The organism is Bdellovibrio svalbardensis (assembly GCF_029531655.1).
Lineage (GTDB): Bacteria > Bdellovibrionota > Bdellovibrionia > Bdellovibrionales > Bdellovibrionaceae > Bdellovibrio > Bdellovibrio svalbardensis.
This window is the reverse complement of sequence record NZ_JANRMI010000001.1, coordinates 534,070-555,840: the sequence shown is the minus strand read 5'-3', so window position 1 is coordinate 555,840 and position 21,771 is coordinate 534,070. Positions and strand designations below refer to the sequence as shown.

At 46.2% G+C, this 21,771-nt stretch carries 24 protein-coding genes; 14 read left to right on the top strand and 10 right to left on the bottom strand.

Annotated features, from left to right (window positions below; all coding sequences use genetic code 11):
* The first annotated feature begins 130 nt into the window (after positions 1-130).
* Together NWE73_RS02765 and NWE73_RS02760 are read left to right on the top strand one after the other, a co-directional pair.
* On the top strand, positions 131-532 hold the full coding sequence (locus tag NWE73_RS02765; protein ID WP_277576743.1) for a hypothetical protein: 402 nt from the start codon (positions 131-133) through the stop codon (positions 530-532).
* 84 nt (positions 533-616) lie between these two features.
* The gene (locus tag NWE73_RS02760) at positions 617-1,573 is read left to right on the top strand and encodes an aldo/keto reductase (RefSeq protein WP_277576742.1); all 957 of its coding nucleotides are present in this window, start codon (positions 617-619) and stop codon (positions 1,571-1,573) included.
* A 74-nt stretch (positions 1,574-1,647) separates the two neighbouring features.
* Here the strand turns inward: NWE73_RS02760 and NWE73_RS02755 are convergent, their stop codons facing one another.
* Positions 1,648-2,532 carry a M14 family zinc carboxypeptidase gene (locus tag NWE73_RS02755; protein WP_277577283.1) on the bottom strand — a complete coding sequence of 295 codons (885 nt, stop codon included), beginning with the start codon at positions 2,530-2,532 and terminating at the stop codon, positions 1,648-1,650.
* Positions 2,533-2,690: 158 nt separating this feature from the next.
* Here NWE73_RS02755 and NWE73_RS02750 point away from each other — a divergent pair, with 158 nt between their 5' ends.
* The 3 genes from NWE73_RS02750 to NWE73_RS02740 all read left to right on the top strand — a co-directional run bounded on the left by NWE73_RS02750 (position 2,691) and on the right by NWE73_RS02740 (position 4,059).
* Positions 2,691-2,909, top strand: a complete 219-nt coding sequence (locus tag NWE73_RS02750; RefSeq protein WP_277576741.1) for a hypothetical protein — start codon at positions 2,691-2,693, stop codon at positions 2,907-2,909.
* Between the two features lie 192 nt (positions 2,910-3,101).
* Entirely contained in the window at positions 3,102-3,842 is a 741-nt protein-coding gene (gene lexA / locus NWE73_RS02745; RefSeq protein WP_277576740.1) for a transcriptional repressor LexA, read from the top strand.
* 94 nt (positions 3,843-3,936) lie between these two features.
* Entirely contained in the window at positions 3,937-4,059 is a 123-nt protein-coding gene (locus NWE73_RS02740; RefSeq protein WP_277576739.1) for a hypothetical protein, read from the top strand.
* A 39-nt stretch (positions 4,060-4,098) separates the two neighbouring features.
* On the opposite strand, the gene NWE73_RS02735 is transcribed toward NWE73_RS02740, so the two are convergent.
* From NWE73_RS02735 to NWE73_RS02725, 3 genes are all read right to left on the bottom strand, one after another.
* Positions 4,099-4,470 carry a TraR/DksA family transcriptional regulator gene (locus tag NWE73_RS02735; RefSeq protein WP_277576738.1) on the bottom strand — a complete coding sequence of 124 codons (372 nt, stop codon included), beginning with the start codon at positions 4,468-4,470 and terminating at the stop codon, positions 4,099-4,101.
* 528 nt (positions 4,471-4,998) lie between these two features.
* Positions 4,999-5,346, bottom strand: a complete 348-nt coding sequence (locus NWE73_RS02730; protein ID WP_277576737.1) for a hypothetical protein — start codon at positions 5,344-5,346, stop codon at positions 4,999-5,001.
* An 85-nt stretch (positions 5,347-5,431) separates the two neighbouring features.
* A complete protein-coding gene (locus NWE73_RS02725) occupies positions 5,432-6,040 on the bottom strand; it encodes a TetR/AcrR family transcriptional regulator (RefSeq protein ID WP_277576736.1) in 609 nt (202 codons plus the stop codon).
* Between the two features lie 171 nt (positions 6,041-6,211).
* Between NWE73_RS02725 and NWE73_RS02720 the strand changes: the two genes are divergently transcribed.
* The gene (locus NWE73_RS02720; RefSeq protein ID WP_277576735.1) at positions 6,212-7,513 is read left to right on the top strand and encodes a penicillin-binding transpeptidase domain-containing protein; all 1,302 of its coding nucleotides are present in this window, start codon (positions 6,212-6,214) and stop codon (positions 7,511-7,513) included.
* Positions 7,514-7,655: 142 nt separating this feature from the next.
* Here the strand turns inward: NWE73_RS02720 and NWE73_RS02715 are convergent, their stop codons facing one another.
* Positions 7,656-8,240 carry an FxsA family protein gene (locus NWE73_RS02715; protein WP_277576734.1) on the bottom strand — a complete coding sequence of 195 codons (585 nt, stop codon included), beginning with the start codon at positions 8,238-8,240 and terminating at the stop codon, positions 7,656-7,658.
* A 9-nt stretch (positions 8,241-8,249) separates the two neighbouring features.
* Positions 8,250-9,020: an exodeoxyribonuclease III gene (locus NWE73_RS02710; protein WP_277576733.1), complete on the bottom strand. Its 771-nt coding sequence runs from the start codon at positions 9,018-9,020 to the stop codon at positions 8,250-8,252.
* A gap of 66 nt (positions 9,021-9,086) precedes the next feature.
* Between NWE73_RS02710 and NWE73_RS02705 the strand changes: the two genes are divergently transcribed.
* Both NWE73_RS02705 and NWE73_RS02700 read left to right on the top strand, forming a co-directional pair.
* On the top strand, positions 9,087-9,614 hold the full coding sequence (locus NWE73_RS02705; protein ID WP_277576732.1) for a peroxiredoxin: 528 nt from the start codon (positions 9,087-9,089) through the stop codon (positions 9,612-9,614).
* Position 9,615: 1 nt separating this feature from the next.
* Positions 9,616-10,782, top strand: coding sequence for a hypothetical protein (locus tag NWE73_RS02700; protein WP_277576731.1), 1,167 nt, complete (start codon positions 9,616-9,618; stop codon positions 10,780-10,782).
* A 28-nt stretch (positions 10,783-10,810) separates the two neighbouring features.
* On the opposite strand, the gene NWE73_RS02695 is transcribed toward NWE73_RS02700, so the two are convergent.
* Entirely contained in the window at positions 10,811-11,449 is a 639-nt protein-coding gene (locus NWE73_RS02695; RefSeq protein WP_277576730.1) for a hypothetical protein, read from the bottom strand.
* A 162-nt stretch (positions 11,450-11,611) separates the two neighbouring features.
* On the opposite strand from NWE73_RS02695, the gene NWE73_RS02690 reads away from it, so the two are divergent.
* The 3 genes from NWE73_RS02690 to NWE73_RS02680 all read left to right on the top strand — a co-directional run bounded on the left by NWE73_RS02690 (position 11,612) and on the right by NWE73_RS02680 (position 15,168).
* On the top strand, positions 11,612-13,468 hold the full coding sequence (locus NWE73_RS02690) for a hypothetical protein (RefSeq protein WP_277576729.1): 1,857 nt from the start codon (positions 11,612-11,614) through the stop codon (positions 13,466-13,468).
* A gap of 223 nt (positions 13,469-13,691) precedes the next feature.
* Complete coding sequence (locus NWE73_RS02685; RefSeq protein WP_277576728.1) at positions 13,692-14,447, top strand: DUF4360 domain-containing protein; 756 nt, start codon at positions 13,692-13,694, stop codon at positions 14,445-14,447.
* Between the two features lie 115 nt (positions 14,448-14,562).
* Positions 14,563-15,168 (top strand): DUF4360 domain-containing protein, encoded by a 606-nt coding sequence (locus NWE73_RS02680; protein WP_277576727.1) that lies wholly within the window; start codon positions 14,563-14,565, stop codon positions 15,166-15,168.
* Between the two features lie 42 nt (positions 15,169-15,210).
* On the opposite strand, the gene NWE73_RS02675 is transcribed toward NWE73_RS02680, so the two are convergent.
* The 3 genes from NWE73_RS02675 to NWE73_RS02665 all read right to left on the bottom strand — a co-directional run bounded on the left by NWE73_RS02675 (position 15,211) and on the right by NWE73_RS02665 (position 18,055).
* Positions 15,211-15,621 (bottom strand): bacteriohemerythrin, encoded by a 411-nt coding sequence (locus tag NWE73_RS02675; protein ID WP_277576726.1) that lies wholly within the window; start codon positions 15,619-15,621, stop codon positions 15,211-15,213.
* A 225-nt stretch (positions 15,622-15,846) separates the two neighbouring features.
* Positions 15,847-16,491 carry an alpha/beta hydrolase gene (locus tag NWE73_RS02670; RefSeq protein ID WP_277576725.1) on the bottom strand — a complete coding sequence of 215 codons (645 nt, stop codon included), beginning with the start codon at positions 16,489-16,491 and terminating at the stop codon, positions 15,847-15,849.
* 1 nt (position 16,492) lies between these two features.
* Positions 16,493-18,055: a S41 family peptidase gene (locus tag NWE73_RS02665; protein WP_277576724.1), complete on the bottom strand. Its 1,563-nt coding sequence runs from the start codon at positions 18,053-18,055 to the stop codon at positions 16,493-16,495.
* A 191-nt stretch (positions 18,056-18,246) separates the two neighbouring features.
* Between NWE73_RS02665 and rfaD the strand changes: the two genes are divergently transcribed.
* From rfaD to NWE73_RS02650, 3 genes are read left to right on the top strand one after another with little or no spacing between them, the layout of a single operon-like run.
* Positions 18,247-19,215, top strand: coding sequence for an ADP-glyceromanno-heptose 6-epimerase (gene rfaD / locus NWE73_RS02660; RefSeq protein ID WP_277576723.1), 969 nt, complete (start codon positions 18,247-18,249; stop codon positions 19,213-19,215).
* A gap of 12 nt (positions 19,216-19,227) precedes the next feature.
* Positions 19,228-20,967, top strand: a complete 1,740-nt coding sequence (locus tag NWE73_RS02655; RefSeq protein WP_277576722.1) for an aromatic amino acid hydroxylase — start codon at positions 19,228-19,230, stop codon at positions 20,965-20,967.
* Complete coding sequence (locus NWE73_RS02650) at positions 20,968-21,762, top strand: RNA methyltransferase (protein ID WP_277576721.1); 795 nt, start codon at positions 20,968-20,970, stop codon at positions 21,760-21,762.
* The last annotated feature ends 9 nt before the right edge of the window (positions 21,763-21,771 follow it).

The window sequence follows — 21,771 nt, the reverse complement described above, 5'->3', positions numbered from 1 at the left end:
AAAGGTCTAGGTGTGGGATTCTATTTCAATCCTATTGGTTTTCAATTTATTTTTCATGCCGAGCGGTTCTTGACCAGACAAATTTCAGCCTCATTGTTAAACTAGGTGTAAGAGGAAAAGGAGGAGCCCGATGCAGACCCTTCCAAACCCCACAATAGAACTTATCGAACAGAATCCAGATGTTAAGTCGTTCATTTACCAGCAAATTGCTGAGTTCGACGGCTTCGTCACCCCACAAACTGTAGTCGCAGTGGTCGCCAGAGATCCAAGAAAACTCGCGCTTCAATATGAAACAGAAGGACGGGAGTTTTCACGTAGCGATCTCAAAAAGCTCTACCGCATTGCGATTGTTCTCAATGAGGCTGATACAAAAATGGAGGCCGAGGGCGTTCATGAAGATATCTACCAAGCCATTAAGATGGCAAAAGACAATCTTTTGAAACAGCTCGTTGAAATCCAAGATTCTGTCATCAGTCAACAAGACAGGATCATTGAGATCAATCACTACCTGCAACATCCTGTATTGCATTAGTCCCGCACTCCGAGCAAGTCGGAGTGCAAGCAAGCTAGACATGAGCAATGAAGAGTAGCAGACTTCTGCTTTAAGGAGTTGCTCATGTCTAATCCAAATATGCCTTATCGCAACCTCGGCCGTTGCGGGCTTAAACTCAGTCAATTCTCTCTAGGTGGCTGGACTACTTTTGGTGGTTCAGTGAAGGATTTCACCTCCGTTAGAAGTATTTTGCATGTCGCCTTCGAAGCGGGAATCAACTTCTTCGACATCGCCGACGTTTATGCCAAAGGAGAATCCGAACGCATCATGGGTGCGGCGCTTAAAGATTTTCCACGCAATGAACTAGTCATCTCTTCAAAAGTTTTTTGGCCGATGAGTGAAGACATCAATGACAAGGGCCTGTCACGTAAACATGTGATCGAATCAGTGAATAGAAGTTTACAACGTATTGGTACCGAGTATTTGGATATCTATTTCTGCCATCGCTACGACCCGGAAACTCCGGTGGAAGAGACAATTCGTATCATGGATGACCTTATTCATCACGGTAAAATTCTATACTGGGGAACCAGCGAATGGACCGCCGATCAAATTCAAGAGGCTATGGATATCTGCGAAAAGCGTGGCTACTACAAACCTCAAGTCGAGCAGCCTCAATACAATTTACTCACGCGCGAAAAGTTTGAAAAAGACGTCCAACCGAAAGCCACTCATCACGGCATGGGACTCGTGACCTGGTCGCCTCTGGCCTCAGGCCTGCTTACCGGCAAGTATGATAATGGCGTGAGTGAGGGACGACTTTCAAAAATTGATTGGCTCAAAGAAACTCTTTATACAGAACAAAATGTGCAGCGTGTGCGTGCCATGAAAAATATTGCCGACCAACTGGAGTGCAGTCGTGGGCAATTGGCTTTAGCCTGGTTGGCAGCTCAGCCGGGAATGACCAGTGTTATTTTAGGAGCGACCAGCATTGAACAGCTTCAGGAAAATTTGGGGGCTTTAAAGATCACCATCACACCTGAAGTCGACAAGGATCTTAAAAAGATTTTCACCTATTAAACTTAGATACTAAAAACAAAAAGAGCTCTTCAGTTTGAAGAGCTCTTTTTCGATTCTGATATTCAGTGTTCGTACTATCTGTGATCCAAAGCAAGCGGCAGGAAGTTCGACTTTGTCGCAGCCGTCGTCTTCTTCGCTTCAAGCTTCACCAGAGTACCGATGATGTCCTGCAACTTTTCAAAAGGACCAAAATTCGGCGGTAAGTTTTCCTTCAATTCCATCGTCAACACTGGGGTGTTTCTTTCCATCCACATGTAACGACCCAAACTCCCGGGATAATTTCCCAAGCTCTTCCATGGCAGATAGTCAAACTTCGGAGGAGGCGCGACACGCGGACCATCGAAATCCAAAACTTTCAGTGGTGTATGAACTGAAACGATGAAGTCAGGTTTGAATTCTTCAATATGATGAAGAGCACATTTTGTCTCAGGCTCGCTGCCCGCTTCTTTACCTGGGAAGCGACGAAGATTTGCTCCTGTCGTTCTTTTCCAGTTAGAGATCGCTGCTGAATCCCAATCTTTTGTTGGGAAGTTTCTATTCACATCAATTTTGTTCGCATTGGTGCGCGTTTTATATTTCACACCGTCAGGATTCAAAACCGGGATCACACGCCAAGAATTTCTTGGTGCGATTGCTTCCAGTCTTTCCATCCAATAGCGTCCCACAGTTCCTGCAGGCGTTTCGTCACCATGAATAAGACTGAACACCAGAACTCTTTTGGCATCGGGCTCAGTCGCTAGTTTTTCATAGTGGTAAATAGGACGGCCTTCCGCGCTCACACATTGAGCGTCGACAATGGCCTTCTCACAAGCTTGTTTCAAAAGTTTGTCATCCGTCGCGCCCGGAAACTTTTTTAGATCATTCAGACAAGCTTCAGAAAGATTGGCAAACTCTGCCTGCGCTGTCGCGGTAGCACAGACAAAAAACAATCCAGTAATTAAGTGGCGAAATGTCGTCATCACTTATCTATTATCACCGCGTCTGCGCAATCTCTCAAGTTGAGAAAACGCCTTTTTTTGAACCAAGGTGAGAATGCTTACAAATTGACTAAAGTCTTGATGACTTTCGTCCGTTAGAGAAAGGGTGTGCAATTTAAGACTCAGTTACGGAGGTACGTATGATCAATAGAGGTGGTTTTAGCTTTGTCGCAATGCTGGTAATTAATCCCGTTGTGATACTTTTTTATCAAAACTGCTCGATGGCGCCAGTAAGCCAAGCCAAAAACTCACCGCCTCCAATTGCGATTCGTCAGGTCGCTTCTGAAGCGAAGCCGGTAATTGCAAAGATCAAACCTGCTTGCGAAGAGAATAAAAAAGACTGCGCAGCAGCTGAGTAATCTAATCAGAATGGCTTCCCACCTTAGATGGAAGCCGAAAATTCCTGTGCGGGTTCGGATATTCCTCCGAGTCCTGCTGAGCTTGGACCATAGCCGGTCTGCGGCAATCTAATATCCTCGACTATTTTCCTAGACCTGCAATTTTCCGCATTGACTTACACATTATTTACACTGTAAGTTTATATGTAAGTTATGACAAAGAAATCGCCCCTCCCAAAGCAAGCGTCCCCGACAGCGCCCCTGACTCCTAAAGAGAAGGGAGTCCTCGAATACATCGAGGCTCAACTCTTAAGTTCAGGAGTTTCTCCGTCATATCAAGAAATTAAGGATCACTTCGGATTGGCTTCGTTCAACTCGGTTCAGAATTATCTGAAACAGTTAACGAACAAGGGATACATTTCAAATCCCCTCAATCAGAAGAGAGCCATACAGGTGCTCCACTCTGCGTCGGCAGTGCAGGAACATCTCCAAGCAAAAGTCTCGACGACGACAGGATCTCCTCGCACTAAGCTCCTCCAGGCTCGTGATGAGATCCTGTCCCTTCCCTTACTTGGTAAGGTTGCAGCGGGACAACCTATTGAAGCACTTAAATATGACGAGTTTGTCGACGTTCCACCTTCTATGGTTAGAAACCCTTCGAAATCTTTCGCTCTGAAAGTTCAAGGGGAATCAATGATCGAAGACGGAATCTTTGATGAAGACATTATCCTGATTCAGGAACAAAAATCTGCGACGAACGGAGACATTATCGTCGCGACTGTCGACAACGAAGCAACGGTCAAACGTTTCTACCTCCGCGCCCAACCGGATTCAGACGACAAGTCGAAAAAAGTAGAACTTCGCCCATCCAATTCCACGATGAAATCCATGTGGTTCTCACCTGAAGAGGTTGAGATCCGCGGGATCGTGGTTGGTCTTATCCGCAAATTTTAATTTCTAATTCTGATTTAAATTTTTCGTAATTAAACTGGTGTCGGTTTGGTCTGGCATTCTCATTGCTATTTAAAAAATGCAGGAGGGATGTCTTATGAAGATCTTCATTTATTTTATGTCGATACTGTGTCTGATAGCCTTGGCTGAAATTTTCTTTGCGCATGAACAGTTCGCAAAAAACAAGGGGAATGAAGCCCTTCAGCTCATTCCCCTCTAATCCCCTCGAGAAATACTTATTCTAATTTTAACGGCGCTATTAGCCGCGAGCGTAGCGCTTATTCATTGATTCGCGGATTTCCGCACCCTCAATGCTCAAGCGTGTCCATGGAAGCGCACGAAGTCTTTCCGGTTCAATTTCTTCCTCTGTCTCTTCACAGTATCCGAATGAACCATTTTCGATGCGAGCCAAAGCGCTCTCGATTTCCATTAGCTGACCACGAAGTCTTTCGTGCATGCTAAGGAACTCTTGCTCAGCTAGAACGCGGATCGTTTGATCGCCTTCGTCGCCGCCCTTTTCCTCATTCTGGTCCAAGCTTAGACGACCTTCCTTAACTCTATTAAGGATGTCTTGCTTCGCTTGCAAAAGTCTTTGTCTACATTCAGTGACAAGCTTTTCAGAGATAGCCATACTGCCCCCTCGTTCCTGCTTAAGTGCCAATTTGGAACTGACCTATTAAGTTCCAAGCGTGTAAATATTGCAAGTACTTATTCTTACATTAACTTAAAATTAACTAAGCTTATGAAAATCCTAACGAATTTATGACTGAGGACAATGCTGCGATTAGGCTAAAGACTCTAAAAATCGACTTCCAGTAAGCTTCTTACAATTATAAACAGCTAAAAAATGACTTTCTTAGCTAAACACGCGTAGCGTTAAATTCTAGACCTAAGTCAGCAAAAAGCAAACTGCTCCCGCCAAACAAGGCTTAACATTCTCTTTTTGAGTCAATTATTGAGGGCTTGGACTTATTAATTAATACCGAGTAGAGCCCGCGAATGAAGGCCACAGACAAAAAGTACAGACAAGAAATACAGAAAGGAAGTGCATTTATTCTCTATATATAAAGACAAAAGGCGACCTACTTAGTTTCAGTCGCCTTCAGCCCGGTCACGAAACGCTCTCCCCCGAGAGGCATCCGCTTTCCTTTATGGATCTCTATTTCAAGCAGGCAGATACACGGGCAATCAAATCACCCGTCGCTTGATTAAGCCTTCCGGTCATGCGCTTACCTTGTACCCCACGCGCACGGAAAGCCTTCGCTGATTGATCCATACTTTGAGAAATAGATTTAGAAGATGCAGATTTTGAAGTCGATACGACCTGAGAATACTCCTCCATGGTGGAGGCGAAAGTTTCGTGGTTGCTCACCAAACTGTTCATGATCTTTTCTTGAGCCTCTTGCATCGAAGCCAGCTCTTTTTTGAGGTCAGCACAATCCGTAGAAGCACTCGCCCCCAAGGAAGTAACAAGCAAAGATAGTGATAGGATAAGTGCTTTCATCATTGGACCTCAATTCGATGAGGACCACTAAAGCAAGGTCTCTGCCACCTCAGATCGATTATATCGACATTAGAGGTGACATTTTAGGCTACTTCCTAAGAAATTTTTCAAACTCGTTCTTTGTTTCGCCAGCAGTGTAAGGCAACAAGAGGCGCGCCACATGGTGTTTTCCGCGTTCGATGGTGCGCTTGCCGGGCTGCTTTTCTGCAGACTCAAAGAACTGAAGGAAGGTCGTCGCCATCGCCAATAAAGACTCAGCGATGTATTGCATTTCGCTGACGTCGTCGATTTTGGCCATTTTGCCGTCTTTCACCCATTGGCGATAAAGGATGACCATCAACTTCATCATTTTCTGGATATGGGCTCTCCACATTTTTGCCAACTGCTGGTCTTTGCGGCGAAGAGCATACATTTCGCGATGGAAGAAACGATAGCGCCAGTAAAGTTCGAAATTCTCGTTAATGAATTCTTGAGGAGTCAGCTTCTTGGTACGACGTGGACGCCAAACATCGTAGGTGTCTTTCGTCATTCTCTTGAAGAGCTCTTCCAGGATTTCTTCCTTGTTGTCATAGTGGAAATACAAATTTCCTGGACTGATCTCCATCGCTTTTGCGATGTGATTGGTGGTGATAGATACCACACCACTGCGGTTGAAGAGTTCTGCGGAAGTTAGGAGAATGCGTTCTTTGGTCTTCATGCTTTATAGTCTTTAGTCCAAGTCTCACTGAGAGTCACCATGAGAGTCGCAACTCGACAAATTAAATGGGCTTAAAAGGCTCGTCCGCATTGAGTTTGCGAGGACCAATTAAAGCGACTTCTTTCGAGAATGGTCTTGAAACTGATAATTTTATGATGCTACCATTTAAGAATGCGATCCAAAACAAAATCTAAGCTCCTAAAACTATTCGTATTTTCTAGCGCTTCGGCGATCGCCCTCTATTCCCTTTTGGGATTTACAGCCTCAGAGGGCCAATCAACCACGCCAACCGCAGAACAAGTTGCCAAAAAGGCCACCAGTCAAATTGAGGAGCGTGCTCATATTGCGAAGCTCTTCGCCAATCAGGTTCGCGCCAATGATTTGCCTGCGAAAATGAAGCTGAATTGGGACGGCAAAGAGCAAGACGTTGCAGTCAAATACACGATCGACACAGATCTGCAAAAAGAGGCGGATCGCCTGCTGAAGTCTTACAAACCGGACTACGGCGCGATTTTCGTGATGGACGCCACGACAGGAGAAGTTCTGACAATGTCGAGCTTCCAACGTGACGACGCTCACGCGCCGAACATCAACTTGCAGGCGACCTTTCCAGCTGCTTCCATCTTCAAAGTTGTAACGGCAACGGCGGCTGTGGACAAAGCCGGGGTTAACCCTTCACACAAAATCCACTACAACGGTGGCGCGCATACACTTTATAAGAAAAACGTTCTTTCAGAACGCGTCACTCGTTGGACGAATGTCATCACTTTGAAGGATGCCTTTGCTCGCTCCATCAACACGGCGTTTGGTCGTTTGAGCATTGAAAATCTTCACCCAGAAGATTTGAACGAATACTCCAACCGCTTCATGTTCAACCAAGAGATCCCAGCAGACTTCCCAGTTGAGATGGGCGTGGCTTACATTCCTCCGGGCAAAGGCTTTGAAATGGCCGAGGCAGCCTCTGGCTACACGAAGTCCAACCGCATGAGCCCTGTGCAGGGCGCGATGATCGCAGCCTCTGTTGCGAACGATGGCCAGGTGGTTGTTCCTTATGTTGTTAGCAACGTTCAAGACGACTCTGGCAAAACCCTTTATCAAGGCAGCACACTTTCTCATGGCACAACGATGAGCAAAGAATCCGCAGCTAAACTTCGTGAATTAATGGGCCAGACAGTTCTTGCCGGAACCTCTCGTCGTTCTTTCCGTCCAATCATGAAAGATCGTAAATTCCGCGAAATCGAAATGGGCGGAAAAACAGGCCACTTAACCGGCGACAACCCTCGCGGCCGCGTCGACTGGTTCGTGGGCTACGCTCTTGATGAAGACCGCAAAATTGCAGTCGCAGCCATCACAGTGAACAAAAAATTCTGGACAGTAAAATCAGCTCACTTGGGCCAAAGCATGTTCAGAAAATACTTCTCTCCCATCGTAGCCCAACAAAAAGCCGCCTCCAGAAAAGTGTCATCTCGCTAAGGTACACACCAAAGCACACCTTGGACTCCTGAGAGTACCCTCTCAGGAGTGACCAACGAACAAAGAATAACGCAAAAAATTAAGCCAAACTCGAGGCGGTAGAAAAAGGTACGCCGTACCTTTTTGAGGCTCAGCGCGACAATTAGTCTTCTTTCGGCTTCTTCTCTTCATGAGTGATCTCAAGTGGCGTTACATCGACAACCTCAGCTTGAATTTCACGCTCTTCTCGGACCTCACTGACATCTTGAAAGCCCGTACCGTCGTTGCGGAATTCATAATAGCGGAAGCCCTGAGGCCCGCCGCGCCCCATGCCGCCCATTCCTCCCATACCACCAAAGCCAAAGCCGTTGCCACCGAAGTTGAAACTGGCAGCACCTTTTTTAATTTGCTTGGCCATAAAGAGTTTAAATCTCCACACCGCCAAATGGCGAAGACCCGGCAAAAGCAGAATCACACCGATGATGCGAGTGAAGAAAGACGGAATTAAAAAGAAGATACCGGACAAAAAGATCGCACCTGAGTGCAAAATCTTATTAGCCGGAAGCTGCCCTTGGGTCACCGTGCTTTGCAACGTCATGATCGCCATGCGACCGACTGTGCTGACAATGATGAAGCCCAAAATGCAGGGCAAAAGATAAAGCCCCAAAGTATTAAAGAAGCCCCACTGATTCACGCCAAGAAAGAAAATCACAACCTCAGCGATGATAAAGGGAAATGGAATGATCATATAGCTCCTTTACGGAAAACTCAGTTCCGCAACCACCGGGCAGTGATCCGAACCTTCAACTTGGTCCAAAATATCCGCGGAAGTAAGATATTTCTCAAGACCTTTCGAAACGCTAATGTAGTCAATTCTCCATCCGCGATTATTTTCGCGGGCCAGTTCACGATAAGACCACCAAGAGTAGCGATTGGCCGCGTTAGGATGAAAATAACGGAAGGTGTCGATAAAACCCAACTCTAAAAATGACGAAAACCACGCGCGTTCTTCTGGAAAGAAACCACTGACTTTTGAAAGGCGAATCGGATCGTAAACATCCATTGCCTGGTGAGCAACGTTGTAATCTCCGACAACGACAATTTCCCGGCCCGCTTTTAATTTTTCTTTTAGATGCTGATTCAAATCTTTCAGGAATTGCTGTTTGAAATTGTGTCTTTCATCTCCCGACCCACCGTTCGGAAAATAAATATTATAAAGATCAAACTGACCATGATCCGTAATTACGATTCTTCCCTCACGATCATAAGCATCAATGCCCATGCCGTGCGCCACATTCTTTGGCTCTTCATTTACGAAAGTCGCAACACCGGAGTATCCTTTGCGCACGCCTGATGACCAATAAGCATAATTGCGATGCAACTGGCGAGCTTCAGTTTCCACCTGATCAATATGAGCTTTTGTTTCTTGCACACAGAAGATATCTGGATTTTCTTTGTTCACAAAATCGACCAGGCCTTTCTTATGACAAGCCCTAATTCCGTTCACGTTCCAAGAGATGATTTTCACAGTTTCTCCTTGTATTTCGAATCTAAAAAGCTATGAATAGATAGCAGATACAAGGAGATAGTGTCTATGCCAATGATTAACCAACCCGCGCCACAATTTTCAACTCAAGCTGTGTTTGACGGTGGCGACGTAAGAGACGTGAACTTGAGCGATTATAAAGGAAAATGGGTCATCCTCTTTTTCTATCCTCTAGATTTTACTTTTGTTTGCCCAACTGAATTGACTCAATTCCGCGAGCACCTTGCTGAATTCGCTATGGCGGGAGCAGTGGTTATGGGTTGCAGCGTAGACTCAGTGCACTCGCACAAACGTTGGTTGCGAGATGATCTTGGCAACTTGGGCTACCCGTTGCTTGCCGATCTTACAAAACGCATCGCACGTGATTACGGCGTTCTCTTTGAAGAACGTGGCATTGCAACTCGTGGTACGTTCATTATCGATCCAGACCAAAAAATTCAATACATGGGCATTCACAACACGGCTGTCGGCCGTGATGCCAAGGAAATCCTTCGCGTTCTTCAAGGTTGCCAATCTGGCGAGCTTTGCGCAGCGGGATGGAAAAAGGGCGACGTTCACATCGTGCCTTTGAAGTAATATGAATCTTAAAGCTGAGTTCATCCAACAACTCAGGTCTTCCTTCAAGGGGCTTGCAACCGAGCCCCTTGAGTCGGCTGTTGCCGACAATCTTCTTTCTCCGTTCACGATCGAATTGCCTAAAGCCGTTTTACAACAGGCGCAGGATGTGGTCTCAGCTCTGTTCGATTTGCGCGAAAGAAAATCCTATCAAACTCACTACGAAGATTTAATTGCCATGAAGGGACTTAAAGATCCCGGCAACAAATCCATCTTGATGAGTTACGACTTTCACGTTGATGAACAGCAAAATTTGAAACTGATTGAAATCAACACCAATGCCTCATTCCTGGCGCTGGGTCATGAAATGTACAAGGCCCAGGGACTTCCTCTTCCTGTCAGCGATTTTTCATTCGACGAAATTCGCCAAAACATCCTGACCGAGATGAAGCTTCAGGGTAAAGATGTCGGTGGCACTTTTAAAGTGGCTATCACCGACGACAAACCTTCAGAGCAAAGATTGTTTGTCGAATTCCTAGTGTACAACGAACTCTTTAAGTCTTGGGGCTGGGATTCACGCATTGTTGACTACCGGGATCTATTCAAAGGTTTTGATCCAGACTTTATTTACAATCGCTATACAGATTTCTTCCTGAGTGATGAAAGCAGTGAGCTGTTGCTTGATAAATTCTTAAGCCGCGATGTTTGCCTCTCGCCAAATCCCTATGAATATCTTTTGCTGGCAGATAAGCAGCGCTTGATTGAATGGAGCCAAGAGGGATTTTTCGAAGCCCAAGGCCTCTCAGAATCCGATATCAAACTTTTGCGCACAGCCGTGCCGCGTTCTTACGATGTCACGAAAGGCACTGCGGAAGAGATCTGGGCACTTCGCAAGAAATTGTTCTTCAAACCTAAAAATGCTTTCGGCTCTAAGCAGTCTTATAAAGGCTCCTCCATCAGCAGAAAAACATTTGATGATCTTTTGAAAGAGGACATCATCGGGCAAGAGTATGTTCCCGCTCCCGAGCAGGTTTTTGAAACTCCTGAAGGTCCGCAGAGCTTCAAGTACGATCTGCGCTGCTATGCCTACCAAGGCCGCCTTCAGCTTATCGTGGCCCGCCTCTATCAAGGACAGGTCACCAACCTGCGCACTCCCTACGGCGGCTTTGGCTGCGTTCTATTTAAATAGCTGCAGATTTTACGACAGGACTGAAGTCCTACTTTAGGTGGGGGACGGCATCGTAGGTAATTGAAAGGTACTGAGTCACACCCTCAGTTTGCTTTACCAGCAACAATTCAAACTCGGTGTGCGTCTTTTGATAGATCTTATAAGTCGCACCCGTGCTCTTTAGATAAGCCTCAAGCGCCTCATTCTGCTGAAACGACGGTGTTTTGAAATTCCAGAAAGAATATTTATTTCCCTCTGTCATCATTTGAAATTGCCACAAGCTTTGCCCCACCTTCGGTTGCTTGCGAGTATCGATCAGTGTTGGCGCGTACAACGAGAACCGCTCCTTCAGGTCTGGTGCGGCGTTCGCGCACAGGACCTCGGATGATCCCACATTTGTTCTTAAGAAAGACTGGTAACCGTGAAGCTTCACCGGACCGCCGTTTTCATTTCCCTCAACGTAAAACTCAACTTCTCTGGCCACCAAAACCGTCTCTGGCAAGCGAGACAAGCCGCCAAGGAAGTCGTTTCTCATCTCAGTAAGAAACTCGGGACGATCCTGGCAATCAGGCGCAGAGTGAAATTTCGGGCGCAACATGCGACCCGCAGGCTCTTGTTTGACGGCGAAAGAGGTCGTTGAAAACAGCGCCAGAAGTAGAAAGCCGGAAGCCAAACAAGATGATTTCATTTAAAAAAGTCCCCTCAATATGTCCAGTCTAGTATTCGGCGGAAGTTTTTTAGGGCTTAATATAAAAGAGTAGTATTTGTTTATGGATTTTAAAAAAGTATTCCGGCGAAGTCGGAAGAAATAAAGAGTGTCTCGTTTTTAAACAAGGAGCCAAGATCCAGCATGACGATGAAGCACAACGGCGCTAAAAAGCTTTCGCAAATGTCGAACTTCTATTCGACATTTGATCAGATCAACGGCGTCCATCCTTGGATGGAAGCAGTCAAAGATGGATTTGTCGCTTACCGCGTGCGCCAACTCAACACTGGCAAAATCGCTTACTTCAACTTCGCTCTCGCAAAAGAAATGGGACTCATCCCTGCAGATCACTCTGATCAGATGAATGATGAACTCGCTGAAAAACTCATCGAAACATTTTCTCTGCAAATCATAAATGAATACGATGAGCTTACCAATCGTCGCATCGATCCCGAAACCATCCGTCCTCATAAGTATATGGCAACTCGGTACTTACAGTTGCAACATGCGAACAAACAAGGAAAAACCTCCGGCGATGGTCGTGGGATTTGGAATGGCACTGTCTATAATCGCGGAATAACCTGGGACGTCTCAAGCCGCGGCACGGGCGTCACGTGTCTTGCCCCTGGCGCCGTCTCTGCGCAAAAGCCTTTGAAAACAGGCGGCACTGAGTTTGGATACGGCTGCGGACTGGCAGAGATGGATGAGCTTCTGGCTGCCTCCATTCTGGCAGAAGTGATGCACTTACAAGGAATTCGCACTGAGCGCATGCTCTGTGTGATTGATCTTGGCAAAGGCTATGGCATCGGCGTTCGCGCAGCTCACAACTTGGTTCGCCCCGCCCATCTCTTCCTCTATTTGAAACAAGAGCGCTATGATTCCTTAAAAGCGGCAACCGACTATCTTATTGATCGTCAGGTAGCCAACAAGGCCTGGGATATCAAAGCCAAAGGCGCTGCTAAGTACGATGAACTTCTGGATGCCGTTTGCAAATCCTTCGCGGAGTTCACAGCCTTACTTGATATTGATTATATTTTTGCCTGGTTGGACTGGGACGGAGACAACGTCCTCGCCGATGCCGGTATTATTGACTATGGCAGCATTCGCCAGTTCGGCATTCGCCACGATAAGTACAAATACGATGACGTGGAAAGATTCTCGACAAATCTGAACGAGCAAAAACAAAAAGCACGTTTGATTGTTCAAGTCTTTGCGCAAATGGTGGATTACCTGAAGACGAAGCAGAAAAAGCCGCTTCGTGATTTCGCCCGCCACCCTATGGTATTGAAATTTAATTCACAGTTCGTTGAGTTCCGCGCACAAAGACTTCTTTACCGCATGGGCTTTAACGAAAAACAGCGTGCGAACATTCTTGAGAAAAAAGATCTCTTTGAGAAGTTTGACCGAGAGTTCTCGTTCTTTGAAAGAGCCAAAGTCAGCGGCTCCGAAGAAAAGGTCGCAGATGGAGTCAATCATCCGGCTCTATACAATATGCGCCACCTTTTAAAAGCTTATCCGCATTTCTTATCAGAAAGCCCTCTTCCGTTTGAAAAGCGCTGGATGCTGGAGAAAGACTTCTTTAAAACTGTGCTCTCAAGCTTTGCCAAAAGCCGTGATGCCCGTATGGGCGAAAAGCAACGCCTGCATATTGAATCTTTCCAGAAGCTTTACCGTGACTTGGTGGTAACAGCTGCGGGGAAACAAAAGCCTGACACCATCTTGAAAGGAATCTGTGAGCGCGCAGAGAAACTCAATTCTGACAAACGCATCACCGGAAATGCCTTGATCGAAATGGTGGATGAAATCATCACCGAAAAGAAACGCGGCCTTCCTCTTGAACAAATCCAAAAGATCGTTGATCGCTTGGTGTTTGATCACAACGGCATGCCGGAAATTCCGGTGGGTCGTTTTTATAAAGAGAAAGAATTCACGGGTGCCGTCAAGATGGATCTGTTCGCAAAACTTTTAAGTCTTGTCGAAGAAAATAAAGAATCCATCTAGCTGGCTTGCACTCCGACGAAGTCGGAGTAGCTGATTTGCACTCCGACGAAGTCGGAGTATTAAAGTTTACTCTTCGCTGCGATAGTCGATCTGATATAGACGCATCTAGTTAATGCACCAGGGACACTTCGTCCCCAATACCATTGGCCTGCCCTTTGCTTTACCCCTTTGCAGTGATCAAAAGATCACCAGCAGATAAAAAAGTTTTTTGGGGGAGGGCACCATGCACAGAAGTCTATTTCTTCTGCTCGCACCGTTATTTTTCGTTTCAACATCTCGCGCAGAAGTGCCAGCGGGAATTTCAATTCAAGGACTACAAGCTAATGGAACAGGATGCCCTCAAGGCTCCTATTCAGCGAATATTTCGCCGGATGGACAAGCCTTTTCTCTTCTTCTTGATAATTATGTCGCAGCTTCTGACCTGCACAATCCTATTTCTCGCCTTAATTGCGAGTTAAGAGTGAACTTCCGCGTGCCACGCGGTTGGACCTTCACAGTCGTCACCGCAGACTATCGCGGCTACGCCTATGCAGAACAAGGCTCCACTGTTTTCCATCAGGCTCTTTATTCATTTGATGGCAGCAAACCCATCAATGAACGCCCAGGATATGAAAACAACGGAAAATATTCGTTCCGAGCTCAAGAATTCCGCGGGCCTTACAACGGCAACTACACGATTCACCAAGAACTCAATCCAAGTGTAGCACCTTGGGCTCCTTGTTCTTCCGTTGACCAACAAACTCTCTTTATTACGACTTATTTGATGGCGCGAAATCTCAATCTATCGTCATCCATCCAGGCACAGATCACCTTAGACAGCGTCGACGGTGCCATTCAGTCACAGAATTTTCAATTAAGATGGAGAAGATGTGGTCCTTCTGCACCACCAAACACTCCACCACCTCGCGAAGAAAATCCGAGACCACCGGTGCCGAATCCAGGAAGACCACCGCGCTTTCCTGAACCAGGCCGCAGATAGAAATTGGACATTGGAAATTTGAGATTTGAGATTTGAGATTTGAGATTTGAGATTTGAGATTTGAATTAATTTAAAAAACAAAAATGGTTCGGGAGAACCTATTAAAGGGGGAAGTATGAAATTAGCAATGGTAATGAAAGTGGTTGCGGCTTTGACTGTGTTGGCGACGACTCAGGCTCAGGCGGAAAGTTTGAGATTGGGACAAGCGGCTTACGGCGGTACTGGTTGTCCAGCGGGAAGTGCTAGCGTGACTGTCAGTCCGGATCAATCTTCACTCAGCATTCTATTTGATAGCTATGTGACAGAAGCGGGAAATACGACTGGTAAAACTATTGACCGTAAATCTTGTAACATCTCAATCCCAGTGACAGTGCCAAATGGATATAGCGTGGCGGTTTTCCAAGTGGACTATCGTGGCTTCACTGCTGTTCCTCGTGGGGCTCAAGCGCGTTTTGATGCTGAATACTTCTGGGCAGGCAGCCGTGGCTTCAGAGTGTCTCGCGTATTCGCTGGTCCTTACAATGACAACTACACTGTGAGTGATGGTTTGTTGGCAACAACAATGGTGTGGACTCCATGTGGAGCCAGCGTGAATCTTCGCGCCAACACGTCAATGATGGCGCAAACAAATTCTCGCCGCGAGCAAACTCTTGCAACGGTGGATAGCGCCGATATTTCATCAGGCCTCGTTTACCACTTGCAATGGCGCCGCTGTAACTAGCCTGCCTTCGTCGGGCTAACTAGCCTGCTTTTGTCGGGCTCACTAGCCCGCTTTTTGAGAAGCGATCAGACCGTATTTAGTGTCGATCCCCATGATGTGAGCAGTTAGCCAAGTTTTAAGAAACTGAAAGAAGGCCGGAGTTAACACTCCGGTCTTTTCAAATTCACCGCCATGCTCTTTCAACCTTGCGATCAAGTCCTTATGAATTTTCTTGTGAACCGACGCTTGGGAATAAGCCAAGGTATCAAAGAATTTCTCCTCGTGCTCGAAGTGAGTCACTGTCCAGGAAACCAGTTCACGCACAATAGATTGTAATTCCGGCTTTGTCGCCTTCGCTTCATGGCGCTCATAAAGGCGGTTCATGATATCGATGAGCTTCTGATGTTCACGATCCATCGCATCGACATGAGTAGTAAGTTTTTGCTGATCCCATTTAAAGAATGATTCGCCCATTTGGCACCTCTTCGTTTGTGGCGTTTACAGCCAACTCTTCGGAAGGTCCTTTAGATGGCTACATGATGCCGATCATGAACTTAAAAAAATTAAACCCGGGGTTTACTTTTCTAATTTTGATACGATTTAAAGAAGTATACGAAAGCAGAAGATCGCAAAGGCTCCGAAAAATAAAAAAGGGATGTCATACATCCCTTTTTTTTATCAGCCCCTGTGCGCTGGAATTTAATTTTTCCTCAAATCCGTCAATTTCTCACGGACCCATTTGCGTATGATCGGATACTCTTCATCTTTCAGAGTATGATCCTTATCCATCTCGACCCATTCGACCTTCAGACCGGCTGTCTTCAACTTATCAACGCCATACTTCGTCTCTTCCAAGGGAAGAATATCGTCCTGGTGTCCATGGGTAAACAACCATGGCGTTCGTTTCGCATCTGAAGACAGATTGTTTTTCCAACGAGGATAAAAATTGAAGTAGCCACTGATACCAACGACCCCACCTAGTTTTCTAGGATAGTTCAATCCGATATCCGCGCTGATTAAGCAGCCCTGTGAAAATCCAAAAAGGAAGATGTTTTCGCTCTTCCAACCTTGATTTTCCAGGTCATTCAAAAGATCAAAAAGCTTTTCGCGGATTTTCATCACTCCTTGAGCTTGATAAGGAGGCTCCCCGTACCAAGTATAACCATCCAGAAACTTTCTGGGTGCATTCAAAAGCAGATAGTTCATTTCTGGAATATTCAATTCTTCGTCGAATGAATAGAAAGGACGAATGCTGTCGCCGCGACCATGCAATACAATCATCAAGAAGTCGGACTTTTTCTTTGCGGCGATAAATTTATGTTTAAAGAGCTCAGTACTGATCATTTTAGTTCACCCCTGCCACTGTTTTTCCAACTGTTTTCGTACAGAATAAAACCTGGCGAGCCTTGGTAAGTTGAATATCTTCTGAAAAATGAGCGTCTTCCATTTCCAAACAATCTTTGGTCGAAATTGAAGCAGCCAAAGCCTTCACTTGTCTCTCTGGAGCACGCAGAGGATTCATAAACTGATCTTCCTCCCGACCCACAGCAATCTTATCAAAATTCACTGCCACATCCGGAGACAAGCCCTTCATTTGCGGCGAACGTCCTGAGGGAAGATAATAGAATCCTTTGGTTTCAAACAAAGCGATCTGTTTGTTTTGAGTCCATAGCTCACCTTCTTGGAACGAGCCCTTGCCAAAAGTACGTTCCCCCACCAAGACCGCACGATTCAAGTCACGCAAAGCCCCCGCCACGATTTCTGCCGCACTGGCGGATCCTGCATTCATCAAAACCGCAACCGGACGATCAAAGATTTTTTCTTCTCCGCCATAGTACTGCTCAGATTTCTTACCCGGATCCAAGTAACGCAATTCAAAAATCTTTTTATCCGCACCGACAAAGAGGCTCGCCACACAGGCAGCTTCTTCCATTTGTCCACCGGGATTGTCTCGAAGATCTAACAACAAACCTCGAACATCAGCTTTCTTAACCATGCCGATAGCTTCTTTGGTTTTTTCACAGACACCTTTGGCAAATTTATTAATACCGATCACACCGATCGGTTTAATGCCGTCAATCACTCGTGTGGATACCGTGGCTACGGTGATTTCAACACGAACCATTTTGAACTTCTTTTTCTCGCCGTTACGAAGAACGCTGATCACCGAAGTGGCACCGACATCCCCTTTGAGAAGCTCAGAAACACGCCCCTGCATCAATCCACGAACCTTCTGCCCGTTGATTTCCACAAGAACATCCCCTTTTTCAACTCCTTGAAGTTTCGCAGGGCTGCCTTCCATCACTTTACGCACCACATACTGACCGTTGGCTCTCCCCAAAGTGATTCCCAAGGAAGTCGTTTGGTTGTCGGCCTTGGAAACCACCTCTTTGAACATCGCAACCGGAATCAAATAAGTGTGAGGGTCACGGAAGACAGAGATGAAACCATTCAGCCCCAAACCGACCATCATGGATTCTTGTTTTTCAGAAATATATTTTGTCTTAAGAAGTTTCCAAACATTCAGGAAGGAAAGCTTCATGGCTGCCGCCGTATTGTTGTTGAAGAATTGCTTCCAACTTTCGAGCTGCATTTTTTCAGAGCTCATGTCCGCTGACATGTTCACGTCCACAGGAACCAGTTTGCCCTCTGTGGTCAAAGTCATATTAAAACGGTTGGCGATATTGAGAATAGAACTGGCACAAGCCAAGAAATAGCGTTCAGAACTGCCGCAGATATTATCTTGAAGAAGGTCTTCCAAGGCCGCTGGACCGAGCCCCGACTCGGCCCAGTAGGCGTCCACTGATTTGACCTTGGAAGAGTCGCTTTTTACACGCGACAACGAAAGGCTGATCCCCATGGTGAAAATTAACAATGAAATGATGGTCAATCGCGGCGAGCGTAACACCCATTGCCTCCCAATATCTGACACACCGACTGTGACAGCTTCTGTCAGTGGGAGAGCAAGGGCCGTACCGCCCCAGCTCGAATTGGTTCGGTCTAGACAGGGGTTTCGTGAAGAAAATGCAGGTTTGGACAGAGCTTCCACAGGGCTTATTTCTTGAGAAATCCCCCCCCCTGTAATAGGGTGAATCCACTATGATTATTGTAACTGGCGCGAATGGTTTTATTGGAAGTGTGATGGTCTGGGAACTCAACCAAAAAGGGGTGACCGACATCGTGGCTGTGGACTCGGTTTCTTTGCAAGAGCGCGATCTCTTGAAGAAACGCCAATACTCTAAATTCCTTCTTAAAGATGAACTTTGGCCCTTCCTCGAAAGCGAAGAAGCAAAGTCCAAAGTGACTTGGATTATTCACATGGGCGCCTGCTCTTCCACGACCGAAACAAACAAAGAGTTTCTGTGGGAGAACAACACTTACTACACACAGCGAATCTTTGAATGGTGTACAAAACACCAAAAATCGATGATCTATGCTTCCAGCGCTGCCACTTATGGTGCCGGCGAATTAGGCTTTGATGACACAACCGATCCAGAATTGCTCAAGCCATTAAACCTTTACGGTGATTCAAAAGTTCTTTTCGATCGTTGGGCTTTGAAGCAAACGCAAACTCCTCCAAACTGGTATGGCTTGAAGTTCTTCAACGTGTTCGGTCCCAATGAACACAAAAAAGAAGCCATGGCGAGCGTCGTCTTCAAGGCCTACAATCAGATCAAAGAATCTGGTGCGTTGGGCTTGTTCAAATCAGCAAATCCAAAATACAAAGACGGCGAATTCATGCGTGACTTCGTTTACGTCAAAGATGTCACTGGCTGGATGGCTGAGCTCATGGAAAAGAAACCAAAAAATGGCGTCTACAACATGGGCTTCGGAAAGCCACGCACTTGGTTGGATTTGGCCAATGCCACTTTCAAAGCCATGGGCAAAGAAACTAAGATCAATTGGCTGGAAATGCCGGAAAACATTCGTGGTCAGTATCAGTACTACACCGAAGCAAAGACCGACAAATGGTTGGGCGCAGGCATGAGTCCGGCAAAATGGCCTTTGGAAAAAGCAGTTCCAGATTATGTTCAAAATTATCTCTCAAAAGAGGATCCATCCCTTTAGGGAGCACTAATTATGGAGACTGACTTTCTACCCCCGCACTTAAGAAAATACGTCGTAGAACAACACTACGAAAAATACACTCCGATTGATCAGGCGGTCTGGCGCTATGTTTTGCGCCAGTTGCGTGCCTTCCTCGCGGTCCATGCTCACGAGTGCTACTTAGATGGCCTTGTGAAAACGGGCATTGATGTCGAACGCATCCCGCGCATTGATGATATCAGCAAAAAACTTCAAGAATTTGGCTGGCGCGCTTACCCAGTAAGCGGTTTCATTCCACCAGCAGCCTTCATGGAGCTTCAGTCTTTGGGTGTTCTTCCGATCGCTTCTGACATGCGAACTCTGGATCATCTTCTTTACACTCCGGCTCCTGATATCGTTCACGAGGCGGCGGGACATGCGCCAATTTTGATTCATCCTGAATTCGCCGAATACCTTCGCCAGTATGCACAGGTTGCGAAGAAGGCGATCATCAGCAAAGAAGATCTTAATCTTTACGAAGCAATTCGTGAGCTTTCCGATATCAAAGAAAATCCCAGCTCGACCAAAGAAGACATCAAAGCTTCTGAAGACAAACTGGAGCAAGTCAGCAAAAGCATTCAACACATCTCAGAAGCAACAGAGTTGGGCCGCATGAATTGGTGGACCGCTGAGTATGGATTGATTGGTGACTTAAAGAATCCAAAAATTTTCGGCGCCGGACTTCTTTCAAGTGTTGGCGAAGCGAAATGGTGCTTGAACGACAAAGTTAAGAAAATTCCGTTGTCTGTGGAATGCATCAAGATGGGTTATGATATCACCGAGCCTCAGCCTCAGTTGTTCGTCGCCTCAGATTTTAAATCTTTGACGAGCGTTCTTGAAGACATGGCCAAACAAATGGCTTTCCGAATTGGCGGACTTGCCGGTTTGAATAAAGCCATCGAGGCCCAATCCGTGAATACCGCCGAACTTAATTCTGGAATTCAGATTTCGGGACAAATTGTTGAAGCGATCACTGCGAACAATGAAGTGGCTTATTTGCGCCTGCAAGGTCCTTCGCAGTTGAACTATCAAGACAAGCAACTTCCCGGGCACGGGCAACAGTATCACGCCCACGGCTTTGGAACTCCGGTTGGCTTTCTCAAAGCTTTCCCGGGCCGCTGCCCGTCGACTTTGACTTCTGCCGAGTGGGATTCTTTGAATGTGACTCAGGGAAAAACAACGAAACTAGAATTTAATTCTGGGGTTGTTGTGACTGGTGACGTTCAAGATCTTCTCACTCGCGATGGCAAAACTTTGTTGCTGTCTTTGAAAAACGCTAAAGCCGAATTCCAAGGCCGCATTTTATTTGCGCCCGAATGGGGTACTTTCGATATGGCTGTGGGATCTTCAGTGACTTCTGTTTTCGGTGGCGCTGCAGATCGTGAAGCTTACGGTGAAGTTGATGACTTTGTGGCAAAACGTGTTCCTGCTCCTATATACACCGAGCAAGAATTGAAATTGCAACGCCAGTACGGAAACTTGCGGGAACTTCGTGAAAACAAAGTAATGGGTGCAGCTTTGGAAGAAAAACTTTCTGCCTTGCTGACAACTCACGATCACGATTTCAAAGAAGACTGGCTGCTTCGCCTGGAAGCCATTGAACTTTTGAATGCACGCGCACCGCAAGCCGTTTTGAAAACAAAACTTGAGAAGGATCTTCAAGCTTTGGCAGGCAAAGACGAAAAAACCAAAAACTTAATCCAAGATGGACTTGCCCTAGCAGGAACTCTGTAAATGAAACGTCCCTTTGAAGTGCGCATTGTTTTAGTGCGCACAATCTATGAACGAAATATCGGTGCAACCTCCAGAGCCATGAGCAACATGGGGGTGGACAAGCTCATTCTGATTGATCCTCAATGCGAGATCACTTACGAAGCTCAACAAACAGCGGCTACCGGGCAGACGGGTTTACAGAATAGAACCACCTACAAAAGTTGGGACGATTTTCTAGAGAAAGAACCCGAGAGCATCAAAATCTGCTTCACCGCTCGTGATGGCAAAGGCCGGCAGGTTCGGGATATTGATGAAGTTCTTGCTGACATCAAAGATCATGCTCCCCAATTTCAACACTCCAGCGAAACCCCTTATCTTTTGCACTTGGTTTTCGGTCCCGAGGACTGGGGTCTTTCAGGTGAAGATCTTGAGCACGCAAACTTCTGCGCCTGCCTTCCCACTTGGGGTGAAAACTGGAGCTTAAACTTGGCGCAAGCCACCTTACTGGGAATGTTCTCTTTACGTCGAGCTTGGGGCGGAAGCCGCACCACTTTAGACGGAGGAGATGAACGTCGTGCACCTCAAGGTATTGAAGGGATCAATCCCGAACAGACCTTGAAAACCTGGCTCGAGGAAATGGGTTTTGATTTGACCAAGCAAAAGAAGATCAATGCCTTCACGGTACTTCGTCGTATGCTTCTGCAAAACACCCCGACCAAAAAAGAGTTGGTGATCCTGGAAACCGTTCTGCAACAAGCCACGCGCAAACTAAGAGAGTGGAAAGAGTTCCAAAAACGTGATATTAACAAAAGTTAAATAAGCATA